We start from the raw sequence: 16308 nt of genomic DNA, 5'->3' as shown, positions 1-16308 counted from the left end.
AGATGACGCCCGGGATTCAACTCACCCCGGGCGTCGGTGCGGCGCCTGCCAGCGTTACTTGGTTGCGGCGGCCTTGCGGACCGCTTTCTTTTTCGCTGGCGCTTTTTTGGGTTTGGCTGCTTCAGACTGACTGACCACCCACTTGCCATTGTCGTAAAACGCCTTCCAACCGGTAGCCTTGCCGTCCACTTCGGATTGCACGTACTGCTCCTTGGTCTTGCGGCTGTAACGGACAACCGTGGGCAGGCCATTGTTGTCAGCTACCGGCGCGTCAAACAGGAATTCGTATTTGGGATCAATCTCACTGCGGTGTGGCAGCAGCTCGACCACCAGCGGTGCCCGGGTCTCACGATTTTTGGGAAACTGGCTGGCCGCCAGGAACAGGCCAGAGGCACCATCGCGCAGCACGTAGTGATCATCCACCTTCTCACACGCCAGCTCCGGCATACTCACCGGATCCATCTTGGGTGGTGCCGCTTCGCCGTTTTTCAGTAACTTGCGGGTGTTCTTGCAACTCTCGGACGTACAGCCAAAATATTTGCCAAAGCGACCGGTTTTCAGCTGCATGTCCGCGCCGCACTTGTCACACTCGATCAGCGGACCGTCGTAGCCTTTCAGCTTGAAGCTGCCCTCTTCCACCTCGTAGCCGGCACAATCAGGGTTGTTACCACAGATATGCAGCTTGCGCTTTTCATCCAGCAGGTAGCTGTCCATGGCGGTATTACAAAGTTTGCAGCGGTGCTTGCTGCGCAGCTGACGGGACTCTGCTTCGTCGTCGTCATCGGCATTCACGGCTTCATCACCGGGAACCAGGTTGAGCGTGGACTTGCAGCGCTCCTTGGGCGGCAGGCTGTAGCCCGAGCACCCGAGGAAGACACCGGTAGCACCGGTACGAATCTGCATGGGGCGACCACAGGTGGGGCAGCTGATGCTGGTTTCCGTCGGCTGGTTGGGGCGCATACCGCCTTCATCGTTCTGGGCTTCCAGCAGCGACATGGAGAAATCGCGGTAGAAATCATCCAGCAGGTGATGCCACTCCACCTTGCCGGTAGCCACCTGGTCCAACGCTTCTTCCATGTTCGCTGTAAAACTGTAGCTCATCAGGTCGGAGAAGTTTTCCGTCAACCTGTCGGTAACGATATCGCCCATCTTGTCGGCGTAGAAACGGCGCTTGTCCACATGCACATAACCGCGGTCCTGGATGGTGGAGATGATGGACGCATAGGTGGACGGCCGGCCGATACCTCGTTTTTCCAGCTCCTTGACCAGGCTGGCTTCCGTGTAACGTGCCGGTGGCTTGGTAAAGTGCTGGTTGGGATCCAGCTTTTGCAAGGCGAGCGACTCACCCACCGCCACTTCCGGCAGGACGATGTCTTCGTCCTTCTTGCCGGCGGGTTGCTGCACTTTCATAAAGCCGTCAAAACGGATCACACGGCCGCGGGTACGCAGCTCGTAATCGCCGGCGGTAACCACCAGTGACGTGCTGGTGAATTCAGCCGGCGCCATCTGGCAGGCGACAAACTGCTGCCAGATCAGGGTATACAGTCGTTCGGCGTCGCGCTCCATGCCCTTCAACTGGGTGGGACGGGTGGTCACCGAGGATGGGCGGATGGCTTCGTGCGCCTCCTGCGCCCCCTCTTTACTGCTGTAGGAGACAGGCTGCTTGGGCAGGTAACGCTCGCCGTAGCTTTCCTGGATAAAATCGCGACAGGCCTCCACCGCCTCCTTGCTGAGATTGGTGGAGTCGGTTCGCATGTAGGTAATGTAACCGGCTTCGTAGAGGCGCTGGGCCAGCATCATGGTCTTCTTCACACCAAAACCCAGACGGGTACTGGCGGCCTGCTGCAAGGTCGACGTAATAAACGGCGCGCCGGGTTTGGAGCTGGTGGGCTTGTCTTCCCGCTGGCTGACGGTGTACGCCGCACTTTGCAGGGCGTTCACAGCCGTCATTGCCTGGGCTTCGTTGACCGGGCGGAACGCCTCGTCGCCGCAACGCTTCACTTCAAAGCGGATGCCGGCACCGGCAGCGGTGGTCAGGTCAGCAAACACATCCCAATACTCTTCGGGAATAAAAGCCCTGATCTCGCGCTCACGCTCCACCACCAACCGCACGGCAACCGACTGTACACGTCCGGCGGACAGGCCGCGCGCTACCTTTTCCCACAACAGCGGCGACACCATGTAGCCCACCACCCGGTCCAGGAAACGACGCGCCTGCTGTGCGTTAACACGATTCTGGTCAATCGGCCCTGGCTGCTTGAAGGCCTCCTGAATGGCGCTCTTGGTGATCTCGTTAAAGACCACGCGACGATAACGGGATTCGTCGCCACCAATCGCCTGCTGCAAGTGCCAGGCGATGGCCTCCCCTTCGCGATCCAAGTCCGTCGCGAGGTAGATGGTATCGGCTTTGTCTGCCAGCTTGCGTAATTCATCGACGACATTTTCCTTGCCCGGCAGGATTTCGTAGGTGGCCTGCCAGCCATTGTCCGGATCGATTCCCATACGCGACACCAGCTGCTCACGGGATTTGCGGCGTTTATGCTCGACCTTTTCTTCCGGGGAGAGTTTGCGGGTGATAGCGGCCTGGCGCGCCCGCTCCTTCGCGTCTACCGGTGCCTTGTTACCTCCACCGGTGGGAAGATCGCGGATATGGCCAATACTGGATTTAACGATGAATTCGTCACCCAGGTACTTGTTGATCGTTTTGGCTTTGGCAGGCGACTCAACAATAACTAATGATTTACCCATATCTTCCTTCTGTACAGTGGCGGCCAAGGAGCGGATCAATGGCACGCTGTGCTGTGTTATTTGCCGCCCCGGCGGCAAGGGATGCGCATATATAAGGGCTTGCCGGTTCAGGGTCAACCCGGGCCCGCCATTTAGGCATATTTTGGTACGGCTGGACGACAACCGGGTTCCGGCCTATTTTTTACTGATAGCACAGATTGCGACAGGGTGAAAACCCCGTCCATGGCAGCCAGTCGGGAATAAAGGGATGGAGTAACCCCCAAAATTGACGGCGGAGCACAGGCATTAGAGGCTGGCAGGGCGAAAACACAATCTTCGTTCCGGGCAGCCAGGGTGTATTACTGCGCGGTAGTGCTGGCGGCAGTTTTCCGCAGCCAGTCGGCGATGATGTTTACCTGCTGATCGCCACCGTACTCCTCCCAGAAGACACAGAGGCCGGCGGCCCCCAGGGTGATCGCCAGCACCACCTCCGGTGCGGTTTGCAGGCACTCTTTGAAGGCTTCCGGTGGTAACCGGGAGGGTTTGTCGCCCCAATCCCACTCTCCGCTATAGTGCAGCTCATGGGAGAAGTTTTTGCGCACCAACGACCAGCTGCCCCGGTCCTTGCGGCTGCGCTCCCAGGGCAGGCAGTAGAGTGGCAGCAGTTTGCGCTGCGGCGGGCAACGGGATCCTTTGGGTGGTTCCTGCAGGTGCACCCGCAGCCCCAGGTCCAGCGCCAGTTTGCGCATGCGAGCTTCGCGCCGCTGCGTGGCGCTGGGTTGCATCAGGAATATCGGTCCTAACACCAGTGCCACAGCACCGATGGTAAAAAGAATGGGTAACCACATAGAGAAAAATCGTCGTTTGATCTGGGTCTAGGCAAGAAATTTATTAGCCGATAGTATGACCCGACAACCGCTTGGCGAAAAGGAGATAACAATGAGTCAATACACCCACGTCCTGGCTGCGGTAGACCTGACTGAGGAAGCGCAGCAAGTTGCCCGGCGTGCCGCGGCACTGGCCCAAGCCAGCAATGCCAAACTGTCACTGGTACATGTAGTCGAGCCCCTGACCTTCGCCTACGGCGGTGATATTCCGGTAGACCTGAGCGAGATCCAGCAGCAGCTGCAACAACAGGCGACCCAGCAGCTGCAGGCGCTGGGCGACTCCATTCAGGTGGACGAAGCCAATCGCCACGTCTTAACCGGCTCTGCGGTGACCGAAATTCACGACATCGCCGAAGAATTGGGGGCCGACCTGGTTGTGGTTGGCAGCCACGGCCGCAAAGGGCTGGCCCTGTTACTCGGCTCTACCGCCAACGGTGTCCTGCACGGCGCTCGCTGCGATGTGCTGGCGGTGCGGGTCGCGGACTGAATCAGCCCATCTGCTCCCGACTGATCAGCTCCGGGCTGGCAACCTGCCAGCCCGTTCACAACCTTGAGACAACCACGCCCCTGTCATGGTGCCGACCGGTGGCGGGTCAACTGTTTTCCAGCTCATCCCAGCGCTCGAACTTCTCCTCCAGCTGCGCCTGCAGTGCGGACATCTTTGCCAGGGTGTCCTGCACTTCCTGTTGCTCCTGCTGATAGAAGTCCGGGTTGGAAATGTCACTTTCCAGATCCGCGATGGCCAGTTCTAGCGCTTCGATTTCCCCGGGTAAGGCTTCCAGTTCCCGTTGCAACTTGTAACTCAGCTTTTTTGGGCTGCCAGCGGTTTTGGCTGCAGGCGCCGGGGCTGAGGCTACAGGCGGCACATCAGCTGCCTCTCCCGCACCACCGGCTGCAGAGCCTTCTTCCTGCCAGTGGCCACCCTGACGCAGCCAATCCTCGTAACCGCCAACATACTCCATGACACGGCCATTGCCTTCAAAGGCGATGGTGCTGGTAACCACGTTATCGAGAAACGCCCGGTCGTGGCTCACTAGCAACAGTGTCCCCTCGAAACCGGCGAGAATCTCCTCCAGCAACTCCAGGGTTTCCACATCCAGGTCATTGGTGGGCTCATCCAGTACCAGCAGGTTGGCGGGTTTGCTGAACAGCTTGGCCAGCAGGACACGGTTGCGCTCGCCACCGGACAGGGCACGCAGCGGTGTGCGGGCGCGCTCACCGGTAAACAGGAATTTACTCAGGTAGCTGATGATATGCTGGCTCTTGCCGCCCACATCAATACTGTCACGGCCGCCGGAGACGTTATCGACCGCATTTTTATCCAGGTCCAGCTGGTTACGCAGCTGATCGAAGTAGGCCACTTCCAGATTGGTGCCCAGCCGCACACTGCCCTGCTGCGGCTGCAGCTCCCCGAGTATGATTTTCAGCAAGGTACTCTTACCGGCACCGTTGGGCCCGATGAGGCCCACACGGTCACCACGCATAATGGCAGAGGTGAAATCACGCACAATAACCTTGTCATCGTAGCCATGGGTGACGTGTTGCAGCTCCGCCACCAGTTTCCCGGAGAGGCCACCGCCCTGCAGCACCATTTGTGCACGCCCCTGCTGCTCGCGGCGGCCGGCACGCTCCACTCGCATGGCCTTGAGCGCACGTACCCTGCCCTCGTTACGGGTGCGCCGGGCTTTGATGCCCTGCCGGATCCACTTCTCCTCTTCCGCCAGGCGCTTGTCAAACAGCGCATTGTGACGCTCCTCTTCCGCCAGCTGCTGCTCGCGAAATTCCAGGAAGCCCTGGTAGTCGCCGTCCCAGTTGCGCAGGTGACCGCGATCCAGCTCCACAATACGGTTCGCCAGGTTCTGCAGCAGTTGCCGGTCGTGGGTAATAAAGACAACGGCGCCGCGAAAATCCAGCAGCTGCTTCTCCAGCCACTCAATGGCCGTCACATCCAGGTGGTTAGTGGGCTCATCGAGGAGCAGCAAGTCCGGATCCTTCACCATGGCCCGGGCCAGAGCGACGCGGCGACGCCAGCCACCGGAAAGCTCGGCCATGGTTTTATCGGCCGGCAGGTCCAGGCGGGAAATTACGGTTTCGACTCGCTGCTGCAGGCTCCAGCCGTCGCAGGCATCAATGGCCTGCTGCACTTTCGCCAATTCCTCCAGGGCACCCGGCTCTTCCGTGTGCTGCAGCAATTGATGGTAGCGGGCCAGATGCTCGCCGGCCTCTTCCAGCCCCATGGCCACGGCGTCGTACACCAGCAGCTCATCGGCATCCGGCAGGTCCTGCTCCAGGCGCGCAATCTTCAGCGTCGGTTGCCGCCAGACACTGCCATCGTCCAGGTTGATATCCCCTGCCAGCACCTTCAGCAGGGTGGACTTACCGGCGCCGTTGCGGCCAATGAGACAGAGCCGCTGACCCCGTTCCACCGCCAGGTCCACGTGATCCAGCAGGACCTGGTGACCATAGTTCAGACACGCTTTTTTGATTTCAATTAACGCCATAGAAGTACCGCAGAGAAATGCCCGGAAGAATAGGAAGCCTTGAAACGGCGCTCATGGTACCGAAAACCGGGGGCTGAGCGCACGCCTAACCTCATTCGCATGCCCAACAACGTCAGGAGCGCCCGGCGGGGCGCCCAATCAGCAGGCAAACCTGTTAAAATTTGATCCAGTTATCTTTCCCGCACTGCGAAATCGGTTGGGATTACCCTAGAATAATAAATACACCCATCGCGGCCAGCCGTGGCCGAATATGACGTATATATGCCTCTGAGACCTGAGTTACTGTCGCCCCTTCAACGCCTCCGCCCAAACCTGCAACCGGTTATATCCTCGCTACGCCTGCTGATCTGCACCACCCTGCTGGCCACCCCCCTGGCCCAGGCTGGCAATCTGTTGCCGGCAGCGGATGACAGCCACGACCTGCTGAATAGCCAGCGCCAGATCTACCTGGAAGCCCGCGAGGCCCAACGCCATGGCCAGCGGCAGAAATACCGGCAGTTGCGCGAGCGCCTGCACGGCTACCCGCTGACGGCCTATCTGGACTATTACGACCTGCGCCGCCAGTTATCCAGACTGCCCAGCGAAGAAGTGGGCGAATTCCTGGCACAACAGGACAACAGCTACCTGGCGGACCGTCTGCGCCGCGCCTGGCTGGACCAGCTTGCCGAGCGTGAACTCTGGCAGGACTACATCGCCTTCTACCGTCCGGAGGTTGCCAATACCGCCCTGCAGTGCCGCTGGATCCAGGCCCGCCACCTCACCGGCGACAGCACCGCCCTGGCAGAGACCGCGCCCCTGTGGAACGTGGACTACTCGCAACCCAAGGACTGCGACCCACTGTTCAGCCTCTGGACCAATGCCGGCTACCGCACGCAGGAGATCGTCTGGGAGCGTTTCAACAAAGCCCTGCAGGGACGCAGCAGCCAGCTGGCCCGCTACCTGGCCCGGCAGCTGGAAGGTGAAAACCAGCAACTGGCAGAGCTGCACCTGGAAGTGGATCGCCACCCGCAGCGCATCCTGCAGCAACAGCAGTTCCAGCCACAGAACCAGGCGATGCAATCCATCATCCTCCACGGCGTGCAGCGACTGGCTCATCGAGACCCGGTAAAAGCACTGAATCAGTGGGGACTGTACGACGCGCAGCAGCTGTTTGATGACCAGCCCCGGCGGGAGACCCAGGAGCTGCTGGCCATTGAGCTGGTCAAGGACGGCTACACCCGCGAGGCGGACTCGCTGTTGCAGCAAATCCCCGGATTCAGCAACCTGCAGGTCACCGAGTTCCTGATCCGGGACTCCCTCAAGCAACAGGACTGGCAGAAGGTCTATCAGTATATCCGGCAACTGCCGGACGACGAGCAGTCCAGCGAGCGCTGGCTCTACTGGCGCGCTCGCGCCCTGGAGACACTGGGCGAGCAGGACGGCGACCTGATGCGGCCACAGGACATCTATACACAACTGGCCCTGGAGCGCAGTTTCTACGGTTTTATGGCCGCTGATCACATCGGCAACCAGTACCGCCTTGGTGACGTACCCGCCACCGCCGCCCCGGAGCTGCTGCTGCGTATTGCCTCCGAGCCTGCCAGCCAGCGCGCCCGCGAACTGCGTGCGGTTGGCGATATCACCAATGCCAGCCGGGAATGGCTCGACCTGAGCAGTCGCTTTACCTCGGAAGAGGAACACATTGCCGCCGCCCAACTGGCCAATCAGTGGGGCTGGCACCACAAGTCGATCACCTCACTGGCCACCGCCCGCTACTGGGATGACCTGCGCCTGCGCTTCCCCCTCGCCCACCAGCAGCCCATCTTCAAGGCGGCAGACGACAACCAGGTCTCTCCCCTGCTGCTGTACGCCATCACCCGACAGGAGAGCGCTTTCGCGGAACACGCCCGCTCACCCGCAGGCGCCATGGGCCTGATGCAGCTGATGCCGGCCACCGCCCAGGAAACCGCGCGCAAGGCGGGGCTGCCCTACAGCAAAAGCGACCTGATGGTGCCGGACAAGAACATCTCCCTGGGCAGTTTTTACATTACCGAAATGCTGCAGCGCTACCAGGGTAACCGCTTCCTGGCTGCCGCCGCCTATAATGCCGGCCCTCACCGCGTGGATCGCTGGCTGCGCAACAGCGCCAGCGCACTGCCGGCTGACGTCTGGATCGAGACCATCCCCTTCCGTGAAACCCGTCGCTATGTGCAAAACGTACTGGCCTACTCGGTAATCTACGGTTACCGCACCGGCACCACGCCCACCATGCTGAACCCAGTGGAACACGACCAGAACTTCTGAAACAGGCACCAACAAGCACAGCCCCCGGAACAGTGACCCGGGGCTGTGCCAATAACCTGTTTAATCTGCCTGAAGCGGCATGGGTGTGACCGGGGCTACCCGGAGCAGTACTGCTGTCGACCTAGCAGTGGGCGGCAAGATAGGCTTCAAGCGCGGCCGCATCAAACGGCCAGCCCAACCCCTCTTCGTCCCCGACAACCGCCAGCACGGGAATCCGCACCCCATAGCGCTCCAGCAGCTGCGGGTCATCAGCGATTTCCACACTCTGCAAACGCAGGCCATAAGTGCCCAGCAACGGCCAGGCCAACGCCTGCGCCTGCTCACAGAGGTGGCAACCGAGAGTGGTGTACAGATAGAGAGTTTTCATTTGGATCCGGACTCACTGCCACGAAGGTGGCGGCAGCCCCTGCGTGACAGTTACAGCAAGCGGGCAAGCCCACCGCAGGACTCAGAAAAGACCATTCTGGAAGGCAACGTAGACACCACCGGCAATCAATACCAGCAGACCCAGCCCCACAGCCCGCCCCATACCCGCCGCGGGTGCTGCAGAGGCCTCCACAGCGTTACCGGCCGGTTGTAAAGCAACATCCAGGTCACGGTCCTCCTGGACGCGGGCCGCGACCGGGCGAACTCCCGCCCGGGCCTTGCCCGGTGCGACTTTGCCGGTGTGCTTCTCGGGACCACGCACCGACGTTTTATCAAGATCATCCGCAGGTCCGATCACACCGAAGCTGAGGGTATCAAAGCGCAGGTCATCACCGCGACGAACCCTCGCCTCCTTGATACGGCGGCCATTGAGAAAAGTACCGTTGGCGGATTCGATATCGCGCACGTAGAGCAGCCCGTCGCGCACCGTCAGTTGCGCGTGGCGGCGTGAGAGGTGGGCGGCAGCCAAGGTGATGTCGCAATCGCCGGAGCGACCCACCAGGGTTTCATTTTTGAGGGGGAAAACGCGGTTGCCCAATGCACTGTGGTTGGCTTTCAGGGCCCAACCGGTACCCGGGTCGGGCTTGGCCATATTCACCGCCGGACGCGGTTCGCGCTTGGGGTCTACCACCTGCATGGCCACACGACCGATGCGCAGGTTATCAGCCGGCTCCAGAGGCAGCGGCGTGGCCATGGGAACCAGCTTTCCGTTGAGGAAGGTGTTGTCGGCATCTACCAGCAGGCGCAAGGTGAGCTGCTCATGCTCAACACGGATCTCGGCGTGCTGGTCGGCAACTCCTTCCCCTTCAAGCACCAGGTCACAGTCAGGACTGCGGCCAATGGTCACCAGAGGTTCAACAAGCCACACCGCATTCTGTTTGTTGTTGGTAAAGCGGAGCTTGAGCATAAAAAGGTGACCCTCTGCAAGTAAACCCAGATATTTTCAAGCGCCCGATAATGCATAAAAGCTCTTTGGCCTTCAATAGGTTAGGTGAAATAAATCACTTTTTTTGTGGGTATTTAGCAGTACTATACATTTTTAGCGGAACTCCTGTGGACAAATTGCGCCCACCTTATATTCGCACGTATTATCTGGCTCACCACTGCCCCTGAATTGCCGGTGATCCCGACAGTTCACGCCAATACGGATTTTCTATGCCACCACTGCAATCCTACTCGCTGACCAACAAAGGTCTGGTCAGAGACAATAACGAGGACTGTTTTCTCAGCAGGCCCGACCAGGGTTTCTGGATGGTGGCAGATGGCATGGGCGGCCACGATGCCGGCGAAGTTGCCAGTGACATTGTCAAACGTACCATTGATGAAAAACTGCCGGGCAGCCGCGACCTGGAAAGTGCCATTCACAGCGCCCATAAGGCGGTACTCAAGGCCGCCTCCCGTGGCGAAGGTGCCAACGGCATGGGCTCCACCGTAGTGGCCCTGCTGTCCGACGATACCGACTACCAGGTCTCCTGGGTTGGCGACAGCCGTGCCTACCTCTGGTCCGAAGAGGGTGACGGCGGCCGTCTGGAGCAGCTCACCACCGACCACTCCTATGTGCAGATGCTGCTCGCCTCCGGCGCCATCCAGGCCGAAGAGGTGGATGATCATCCCGACAAGAATGTCATTACCCAATGTATTGGCTCTTCCGGCCCCGATCCCATCAAGGTGGATACGGTGCGCGGTAACTGGGAGCAACAACAGTGGATTGTGCTCTGCAGCGATGGCCTGACCGACGAACTGGACAACAGCGCCATCGCCCAGATTCTCTGCCATGCCAGTACTCCCAGGGAGGCCACGCAGAAGCTGATGCAACAGGCGCTGACCTCCGGTGGCAGGGACAACATCACCGTGCAGGTGATCGAATCCCCTCTTTTCCGCCGCAACCTGCTGCACCGCCTCAACGAGTGGCTGCCCAGGGTTACAGGTCGCCTGTGGCTGGACCTGACTCTCTACGGGCTGGCCCTGGTCAGCACCCTTATGATTGGTTACTGGACGATCACCTGATACCGCAATGCAGATCCCCGGCTATCGAATCATTCGCAAAATCAACCAGGGTGGTATGTCGACCGTCTATCTGGCTATTCAGCTCAGTGTCGGTCGGGAAGTTGCCCTGAAGGTCATGTCGCCGGCGCTCAATGCCGACCCGGTATTCAGCGAGCGCTTTCAGCGTGAAGCCAATATTGTTGGCCAGCTGTCACACCCGAATATCGTCTCGGTTTACGACATTGGCCGCTTCAAGAATCTCAACTACATCGCCATGGACTACCTGGCCGGCGGATCCATTCACGACCGCATGAAGGCGGGGCTCAGTGCTGTGGAAGCGCTGCGCATCACCTCCCAGATTGCCAACTCCCTGGATCACGCCCACGAAAAAGGCTATATCCACCGGGACATCAAACCGGAGAACATCCTCTTCAGGGAAGACGGCACCGCCGTACTCTCCGACTTCGGCGTGGCCAAGACCGTCAGTACCGCCTCCAACATGACCAACGCCGGAACGGTGGTCGGCACCCCCCACTACATGAGCCCCGAACAGGCCCGCGGCAAACCCATTGACGGGCGTGCCGATCTCTACAGCCTGGGCGTGGTGTTCTACGAAATGATTACCGGCAGTGTCCCCTACACCGCCGAGGAAGCTGTGGCCATCGCCATCAAGCACCTCACGGCACCGATACCCAAGCTGCCGCCGCAGTACACCATGTTCCAGCCATTCCTGAACAAGCTGCTGGCCAAGGATCCCAACGACCGCTTCCAGCGTGGTCGCGAAGTGGTGGAGGCCATTGCCCAGCTGCAGGGGACCTCCAGGGGCACAACACCGACCTACCTGACGGAGACCGACCCCACCGCCATCCAGATCCTGTCGCTGTTCAAGGCACTGGTGCTCACCAGCTATGCAGCCATTGCCGCGCAGGCGAAACTGGCAGGCCTGTGGCTGGCCAGCTGGCGCTGGACCCCCAAGCGCGGCGTCTACCGCCATCCCAGGGTCACCGTCACCGAGATCCGTACCAGCGCCGAAACCGTCGAAGAAGACCGGGCCACGATTATCTCCACCCGTGTGCAGAAAGCGGCTCACTACCAGTCACTGGAAAACCGGCGCATTGCCCGCATCTACCGCGGTCTCATGCTGGGGGGGCTGCTGGGTATCATCTGGATTGCGTTCAGCATGGGCATGGGCAGACTGATCGATAACCGGGACACGGTCCTGCCTAACTCGCTGCAGGCGGCGATCATCTCCACCAACCGCTGGGTCGAGCGCCTGCTGCTGGCTGAGGGAGAACAGCAGCCCGCCCGCGACCATGACATCGAAGCCGTTTCCGCAGAAACTACTGAGGCTCCTCCTGCTGCTTCGCTACCCGCCTCTGCCGCACTGGCCGAGCCTCCGGCAACCGCGTCGGTGCAACCCGCCAGTCCCCCGCCACCGCCGCCACGCTTTGGGCTGAAAGTGAACGCCAGCCCGATTGACGCCAAAGTTCGGGTGCTCAATATTCGCGAACGCTACTACACCGGAATTCCGCTGCTGCCGGGACGCTATCAGGTGGAGGTAACCGCAGAGGGCCATGATCGCGACGTGCAGTGGGTGGAGATCACCAACCAACCGCTGACGCTGGACGTATCCCTGCGCAAGATCCCCGTGCCCGGCGCCACCTTCCATAACGAACTGGCAGATGGCTCCAAAGGGCCAGCTATGGTTATCGTGCGCCAGGGCAGCTTTGAAATGGGCAACTCGGGAGACGCCATCACCTCTCCCACCCGCCGCGTGCGATTGGCGCAACCGTTCGCCATCAGCCAGTACGAAATCACCTTTGCCGACTACGACAAATTTGCACAGGCCACCAAACGCCCCCTGCCGCCCGACGGCCAATGGGGTCGGGGCAGTCGCCCGGTCATCAATGTCAGCTGGGAAGACGCCCGTGCCTACGCCAAATGGCTGCGGGACTCCACCGGACGCAAATACCGCTTACCAACAGAAGCGGAATGGGAATATGCGGCCCGTGCCGGCACCGGCGGCGACTACTGGTGGCAAGGAAGTGCCGACGGCAAAGCCAACTGTCGACGCGGCTGTAACAGCAAATTCAGCAACCTGTTCCGCACCAAGACTGCGCCGGTGGGCAGCTATCCAGCCAATGGCTTCAGCATCTTTGATACGGCAGGAAATGTGGCCGAATGGGTAGAGGACTGCTACCAGCCCCACTACCTCGCAGCACCGCGGGACGGCAGTGCCGTGGTGCAGAACGGCTGCGCGGAAAAAGTCGTACGCGGCGGCAGTATTCGTAACAGCGCCGAGGAACTGAAGAGCTACTACCGGGATCACCGTGACGGCAGAAGCGTCTACAATGATGTCGGCATTCGGGTGGTGGTTGACCTCTACTGACAGACGCCCGTCCTGCCCCGGGCCATGACCCGGCATCAGACCTGGAAAAACGCCTGTATCTGCTCCTTCTCCCACATGGCGTCCTGGTAACCCAGCTCGATCAGGTCATCAATGTAGGGCTTTTCAAACAGCAGGTAGCTGCTGGTGGTCGCACCGCCACCCTTGGTGGTAGCACCTGTGGCGCGAAAGAAAAAGCGCACCGAACGAGGCATATGGCGGATTCGCCGACCCGCCATTTTATCCAGTTCCTTGCTGGGTGAGATAATCAGCGTGTCCACCGGCTTCAGTTTTACGCCCTGCTCCTGCAGTATCTTTTCCGGTACCAGCCTGAGCAGGTGATTGACCCGCTCCAGGTGCTCGATATCCCCTTCAAAACTGTCAATAAACGCGCTGCTGAACAAATGGCCAAAGACCTGGCCAATGGAAGGCGAATGACGTGCACGCAATTTCGGCTTGGCCCAGTGCACCGGGTTACGGTTACCGGAAACACCAACAATAAAGATCCTGTCCGCGCCCATGTGCAGCGCCGGGCTGATCGGCGCGACCTGACGCAAGGCTCCGTCACCAAAGTAATCACGTCCCAAACGTATGGCGGGGAAAATGCCCGGAATGGCAGACGACGCCATCAGGTGATCCAGTGACAACTGTGCTTTGACACCGGTGCGCCGGTACCGACGCCACTCCTTCACCGAAGGGTCACCCTGGAAAAAGCTCATGGACTCACCGCTGCTGTAGTTCATGGCGGTAACACAAACAGCTTTCAGGTCGCCCTTCTGAATACCGGCGTCCAGTTGAGGGAAGTTGATATGGCGATCGGCGAATTCCCGCAACGGGGCATTGTCCAGCAAGGCAATGGACTTGCCTTTACCGACGCCTTCATTGAACAGGGAAGTCAGCAGGCGCCCGCCACCACCCAGCAGGTCCCGCCAGCGGGTCCGAAACACCTTTTGCGTCTGCAGTTCACCCCAGATCTTCTCCAGGTCTTTCGACGCCTCGTAGAAACTGCCGGTGTGGGTGGCCAGCGCCAACGCGTTGAGGGCACCGGCGGATGTACCACAGATGACCGGGAACGGGTTGTGTACGCCCGCAGGCAACAGTTCATTAACCGCATTCAGCACACCTACCTGATAGGCAGCCCGGGCACCTCCACCCGACAGAATCAGCGCATTGGTGGGCATTCAGTGCTCCTGTTGCAGCGATTCACCATCACTTGCCACGACGGCGCATTTCCTGATCCTTCAGTTCACGACGTAACACCTTGCCCACATTGGACTTGGGCAGCTCATCCCGGAATTCGATCAGGTGCGGCACCTTGTAGGCGGTCATACGCTCACGGCAGAAGCCGATAACATCTTCGATAGTGAGTGACGGGTCCCGCCGCACCACAAACAGCTTCACAGCCTCTCCGGTTTTGTCGCTGGGCACACCAATCACTGCAGCTTCCAGCACGCCGGGATGTTGCGTGATCTCGTCCTCAACCTCATTGGGGTAAACGTTAAACCCGGAGACAATGATCATATCCTTCTTGCGATCCACAATTCGGATATACCCCTCCTCATCCAGGACCGCCATATCACCGGTTTTCAACCAGCCCTCAGCGTCCATCACCTGGGCAGTCTCGTCCGGCCGCTGCCAGTAACCTTTCATGACTTGCGGGCCTTTGACTTCCAGTTCCCCCACCTGGCCCACCGGCAAAACGGTACCCGCTTCATCAAGCACCCGCACTTCGGTATCCCGCACTGCCGGACCGACGGTTCCCGGGTGAATATTGCTGGGGAAATTGGCAGAAATCACCGGTGAGGTCTCGGTCATGCCGTAGCCTTCTGTAACCTTGCAGCCGGTCACCTTCTCCCACAGTTTGGCCACATCAGCCGTCAACGCCATACCACCTGACGCGGTAATTTTCAGTTTGGAGAAGTCCAGCGCCTGAAAACCGTTGTTGTGACAGAGCCCGTTAAACAAGGTGTTAAGCCCCACAAAGCCGGTCAACCGGAAAGGCTTTATAGCACTGACCAGCGATGCCAGGTCGCGGGGGTTGGGAATCAGGATGCTGTGGTTGCCGGTATTCACCAGCATCATGCAGTGAATGGTGAAGGCGTAGATGTGATAGAGCGGCAATGGCGCCGCATAGGTCTCTACCCCGACACCGTTCAGCTCGCCAATGCGCTCCTGGGTCTGGTGCATATTGGCCACAATATTGGCGTGTGTGAGCATGGCGCCCTTGGCGACACCGGTGGTACCGCCGGTGTATTGCAATACAGCCACATCCTCCGGCTGCACCTCCGCTGCTGTCGCCGCTTGCTGGCGACCCAATGCCAGAGCCCGGCGCATGGTGATCTGGGATGGGAAATGGTACGCCGGCACCATTCGTTTCAGGTAGCGAACCACACCGTTAATCAAGGGTCGTTTAGGGAAGCCGTGCAGGTCGGCAATATCGGTTACCACCACCGTTTCCACAGAGGTTTTGTGAATCACATTGGCGGCGGTATTGGCGAGGTTGGCAAACACCACCAGCGCCTTGGCACCGGCGTCGTTCAACTGGTGTTCCAGCTCGCGCTCGGTGTACAGCGGGTTGGTATTTACCAGAATCATACCGGCGCGCAGAATTCCGAACATGACCACCGGGTACTGCAGCAAATTGGGCAGCTGCACCGCCACCCGGTCACCGGGCTGTAAACTGGTATGGTGCTGCAAAAAACTGGCGAACTGTTCGCTGTATTCCTGCATCTCTCTGTACGTGAGGGTTTTCCCCATACAGGTGAAAGCAGGCTTGTCCCTGAACTGCCCAAAGGCGTCCCAGACTGTCTCGGGAATTGACCGCATATCGTTCTTATTCATATCGCCCCCATTTGATTCTCTGCATTCCCTGGCGTCGCCCCACGATTAAAACCGGATGGCGACAACTGTGGCTGTAACCTGCTGTCCGGGATAACTCAATAACCGATACTACCTTTATTTACGACCTGCTGCAGCGCCGTGATCACAACCCACTGAGGTGTCATGGGCAGGCATTGACAGCCGGCTAATGCAGCACCGATCGGTAACGTAACCGACCGCCAACTCCGGCGAAGCAGCAACCGGAGCGACACAGGCCGCGCACAGCAGAGCA

11 protein-coding genes are annotated in these 16308 nt (G+C 59.7%); 4 read left to right on the top strand and 7 right to left on the bottom strand.

Annotation, left to right across the window (positions count from 1 at the left end):
* Positions 1 to 54: 54 nt before the first annotated feature.
* Positions 55 to 2748 carry a type I DNA topoisomerase gene (topA, locus tag GSF27_RS02000; RefSeq protein ID WP_160965186.1) on the bottom strand — a complete coding sequence of 898 codons (2694 nt, stop codon included), beginning with the start codon at positions 2746 to 2748 and terminating at the stop codon, positions 55 to 57.
* A gap of 338 nt (positions 2749 to 3086) precedes the next feature.
* Positions 3087 to 3575: a hypothetical protein gene (locus GSF27_RS01995; protein ID WP_160965184.1), complete on the bottom strand. Its 489-nt coding sequence runs from the start codon at positions 3573 to 3575 to the stop codon at positions 3087 to 3089.
* A gap of 91 nt (positions 3576 to 3666) precedes the next feature.
* Here GSF27_RS01995 and GSF27_RS01990 point away from each other — a divergent pair, with 91 nt between their 5' ends.
* Entirely contained in the window at positions 3667 to 4101 is a 435-nt protein-coding gene (locus GSF27_RS01990; RefSeq protein ID WP_160965182.1) for a universal stress protein, read from the top strand.
* A 106-nt stretch (positions 4102 to 4207) separates the two neighbouring features.
* Here the strand turns inward: GSF27_RS01990 and GSF27_RS01985 are convergent, their stop codons facing one another.
* Positions 4208 to 6115: an ATP-binding cassette domain-containing protein gene (locus GSF27_RS01985; RefSeq protein WP_160965180.1), complete on the bottom strand. Its 1908-nt coding sequence runs from the start codon at positions 6113 to 6115 to the stop codon at positions 4208 to 4210.
* A gap of 261 nt (positions 6116 to 6376) precedes the next feature.
* Between GSF27_RS01985 and GSF27_RS01980 the strand changes: the two genes are divergently transcribed.
* On the top strand, positions 6377 to 8398 hold the full coding sequence (locus GSF27_RS01980) for a transglycosylase SLT domain-containing protein (RefSeq protein WP_160965178.1): 2022 nt from the start codon (positions 6377 to 6379) through the stop codon (positions 8396 to 8398).
* A 121-nt stretch (positions 8399 to 8519) separates the two neighbouring features.
* Here GSF27_RS01980 and GSF27_RS01975 read toward each other — a convergent pair whose 3' ends face one another.
* Together GSF27_RS01975 and GSF27_RS01970 are read right to left on the bottom strand one after the other, a co-directional pair.
* Complete coding sequence (locus tag GSF27_RS01975; RefSeq protein WP_160965176.1) at positions 8520 to 8765, bottom strand: glutaredoxin family protein; 246 nt, start codon at positions 8763 to 8765, stop codon at positions 8520 to 8522.
* Positions 8766 to 8846: 81 nt separating this feature from the next.
* Positions 8847 to 9731 carry an FHA domain-containing protein gene (locus tag GSF27_RS01970; RefSeq protein WP_160965174.1) on the bottom strand — a complete coding sequence of 295 codons (885 nt, stop codon included), beginning with the start codon at positions 9729 to 9731 and terminating at the stop codon, positions 8847 to 8849.
* Positions 9732 to 9979: 248 nt separating this feature from the next.
* Between GSF27_RS01970 and GSF27_RS01965 the strand changes: the two genes are divergently transcribed.
* Together GSF27_RS01965 and GSF27_RS01960 are read left to right on the top strand one after the other, a co-directional pair.
* On the top strand, positions 9980 to 10831 hold the full coding sequence (locus GSF27_RS01965) for a PP2C family serine/threonine-protein phosphatase (protein ID WP_160965172.1): 852 nt from the start codon (positions 9980 to 9982) through the stop codon (positions 10829 to 10831).
* 7 nt (positions 10832 to 10838) lie between these two features.
* Positions 10839 to 13199 (top strand): bifunctional serine/threonine-protein kinase/formylglycine-generating enzyme family protein, encoded by a 2361-nt coding sequence (locus GSF27_RS01960; RefSeq protein WP_160965170.1) that lies wholly within the window; start codon positions 10839 to 10841, stop codon positions 13197 to 13199.
* Between the two features lie 35 nt (positions 13200 to 13234).
* Here the strand turns inward: GSF27_RS01960 and GSF27_RS01955 are convergent, their stop codons facing one another.
* Entirely contained in the window at positions 13235 to 14377 is a 1143-nt protein-coding gene (locus GSF27_RS01955; RefSeq protein WP_160965168.1) for a patatin-like phospholipase family protein, read from the bottom strand.
* A gap of 28 nt (positions 14378 to 14405) precedes the next feature.
* Positions 14406 to 16037, bottom strand: a complete 1632-nt coding sequence (locus tag GSF27_RS01950) for an AMP-binding protein (protein ID WP_160965166.1) — start codon at positions 16035 to 16037, stop codon at positions 14406 to 14408.
* Positions 16038 to 16308: the final 271 nt, after the last annotated feature.

It is taken from the genome of Pseudomaricurvus sp. HS19 (genome assembly GCF_009857815.1).
Lineage (GTDB): Bacteria > Pseudomonadota > Gammaproteobacteria > Pseudomonadales > Cellvibrionaceae > Pseudomaricurvus.
Note: the sequence above shows the minus strand (reverse complement) of the source record. Positions and strands in the feature narration are given on the sequence as shown.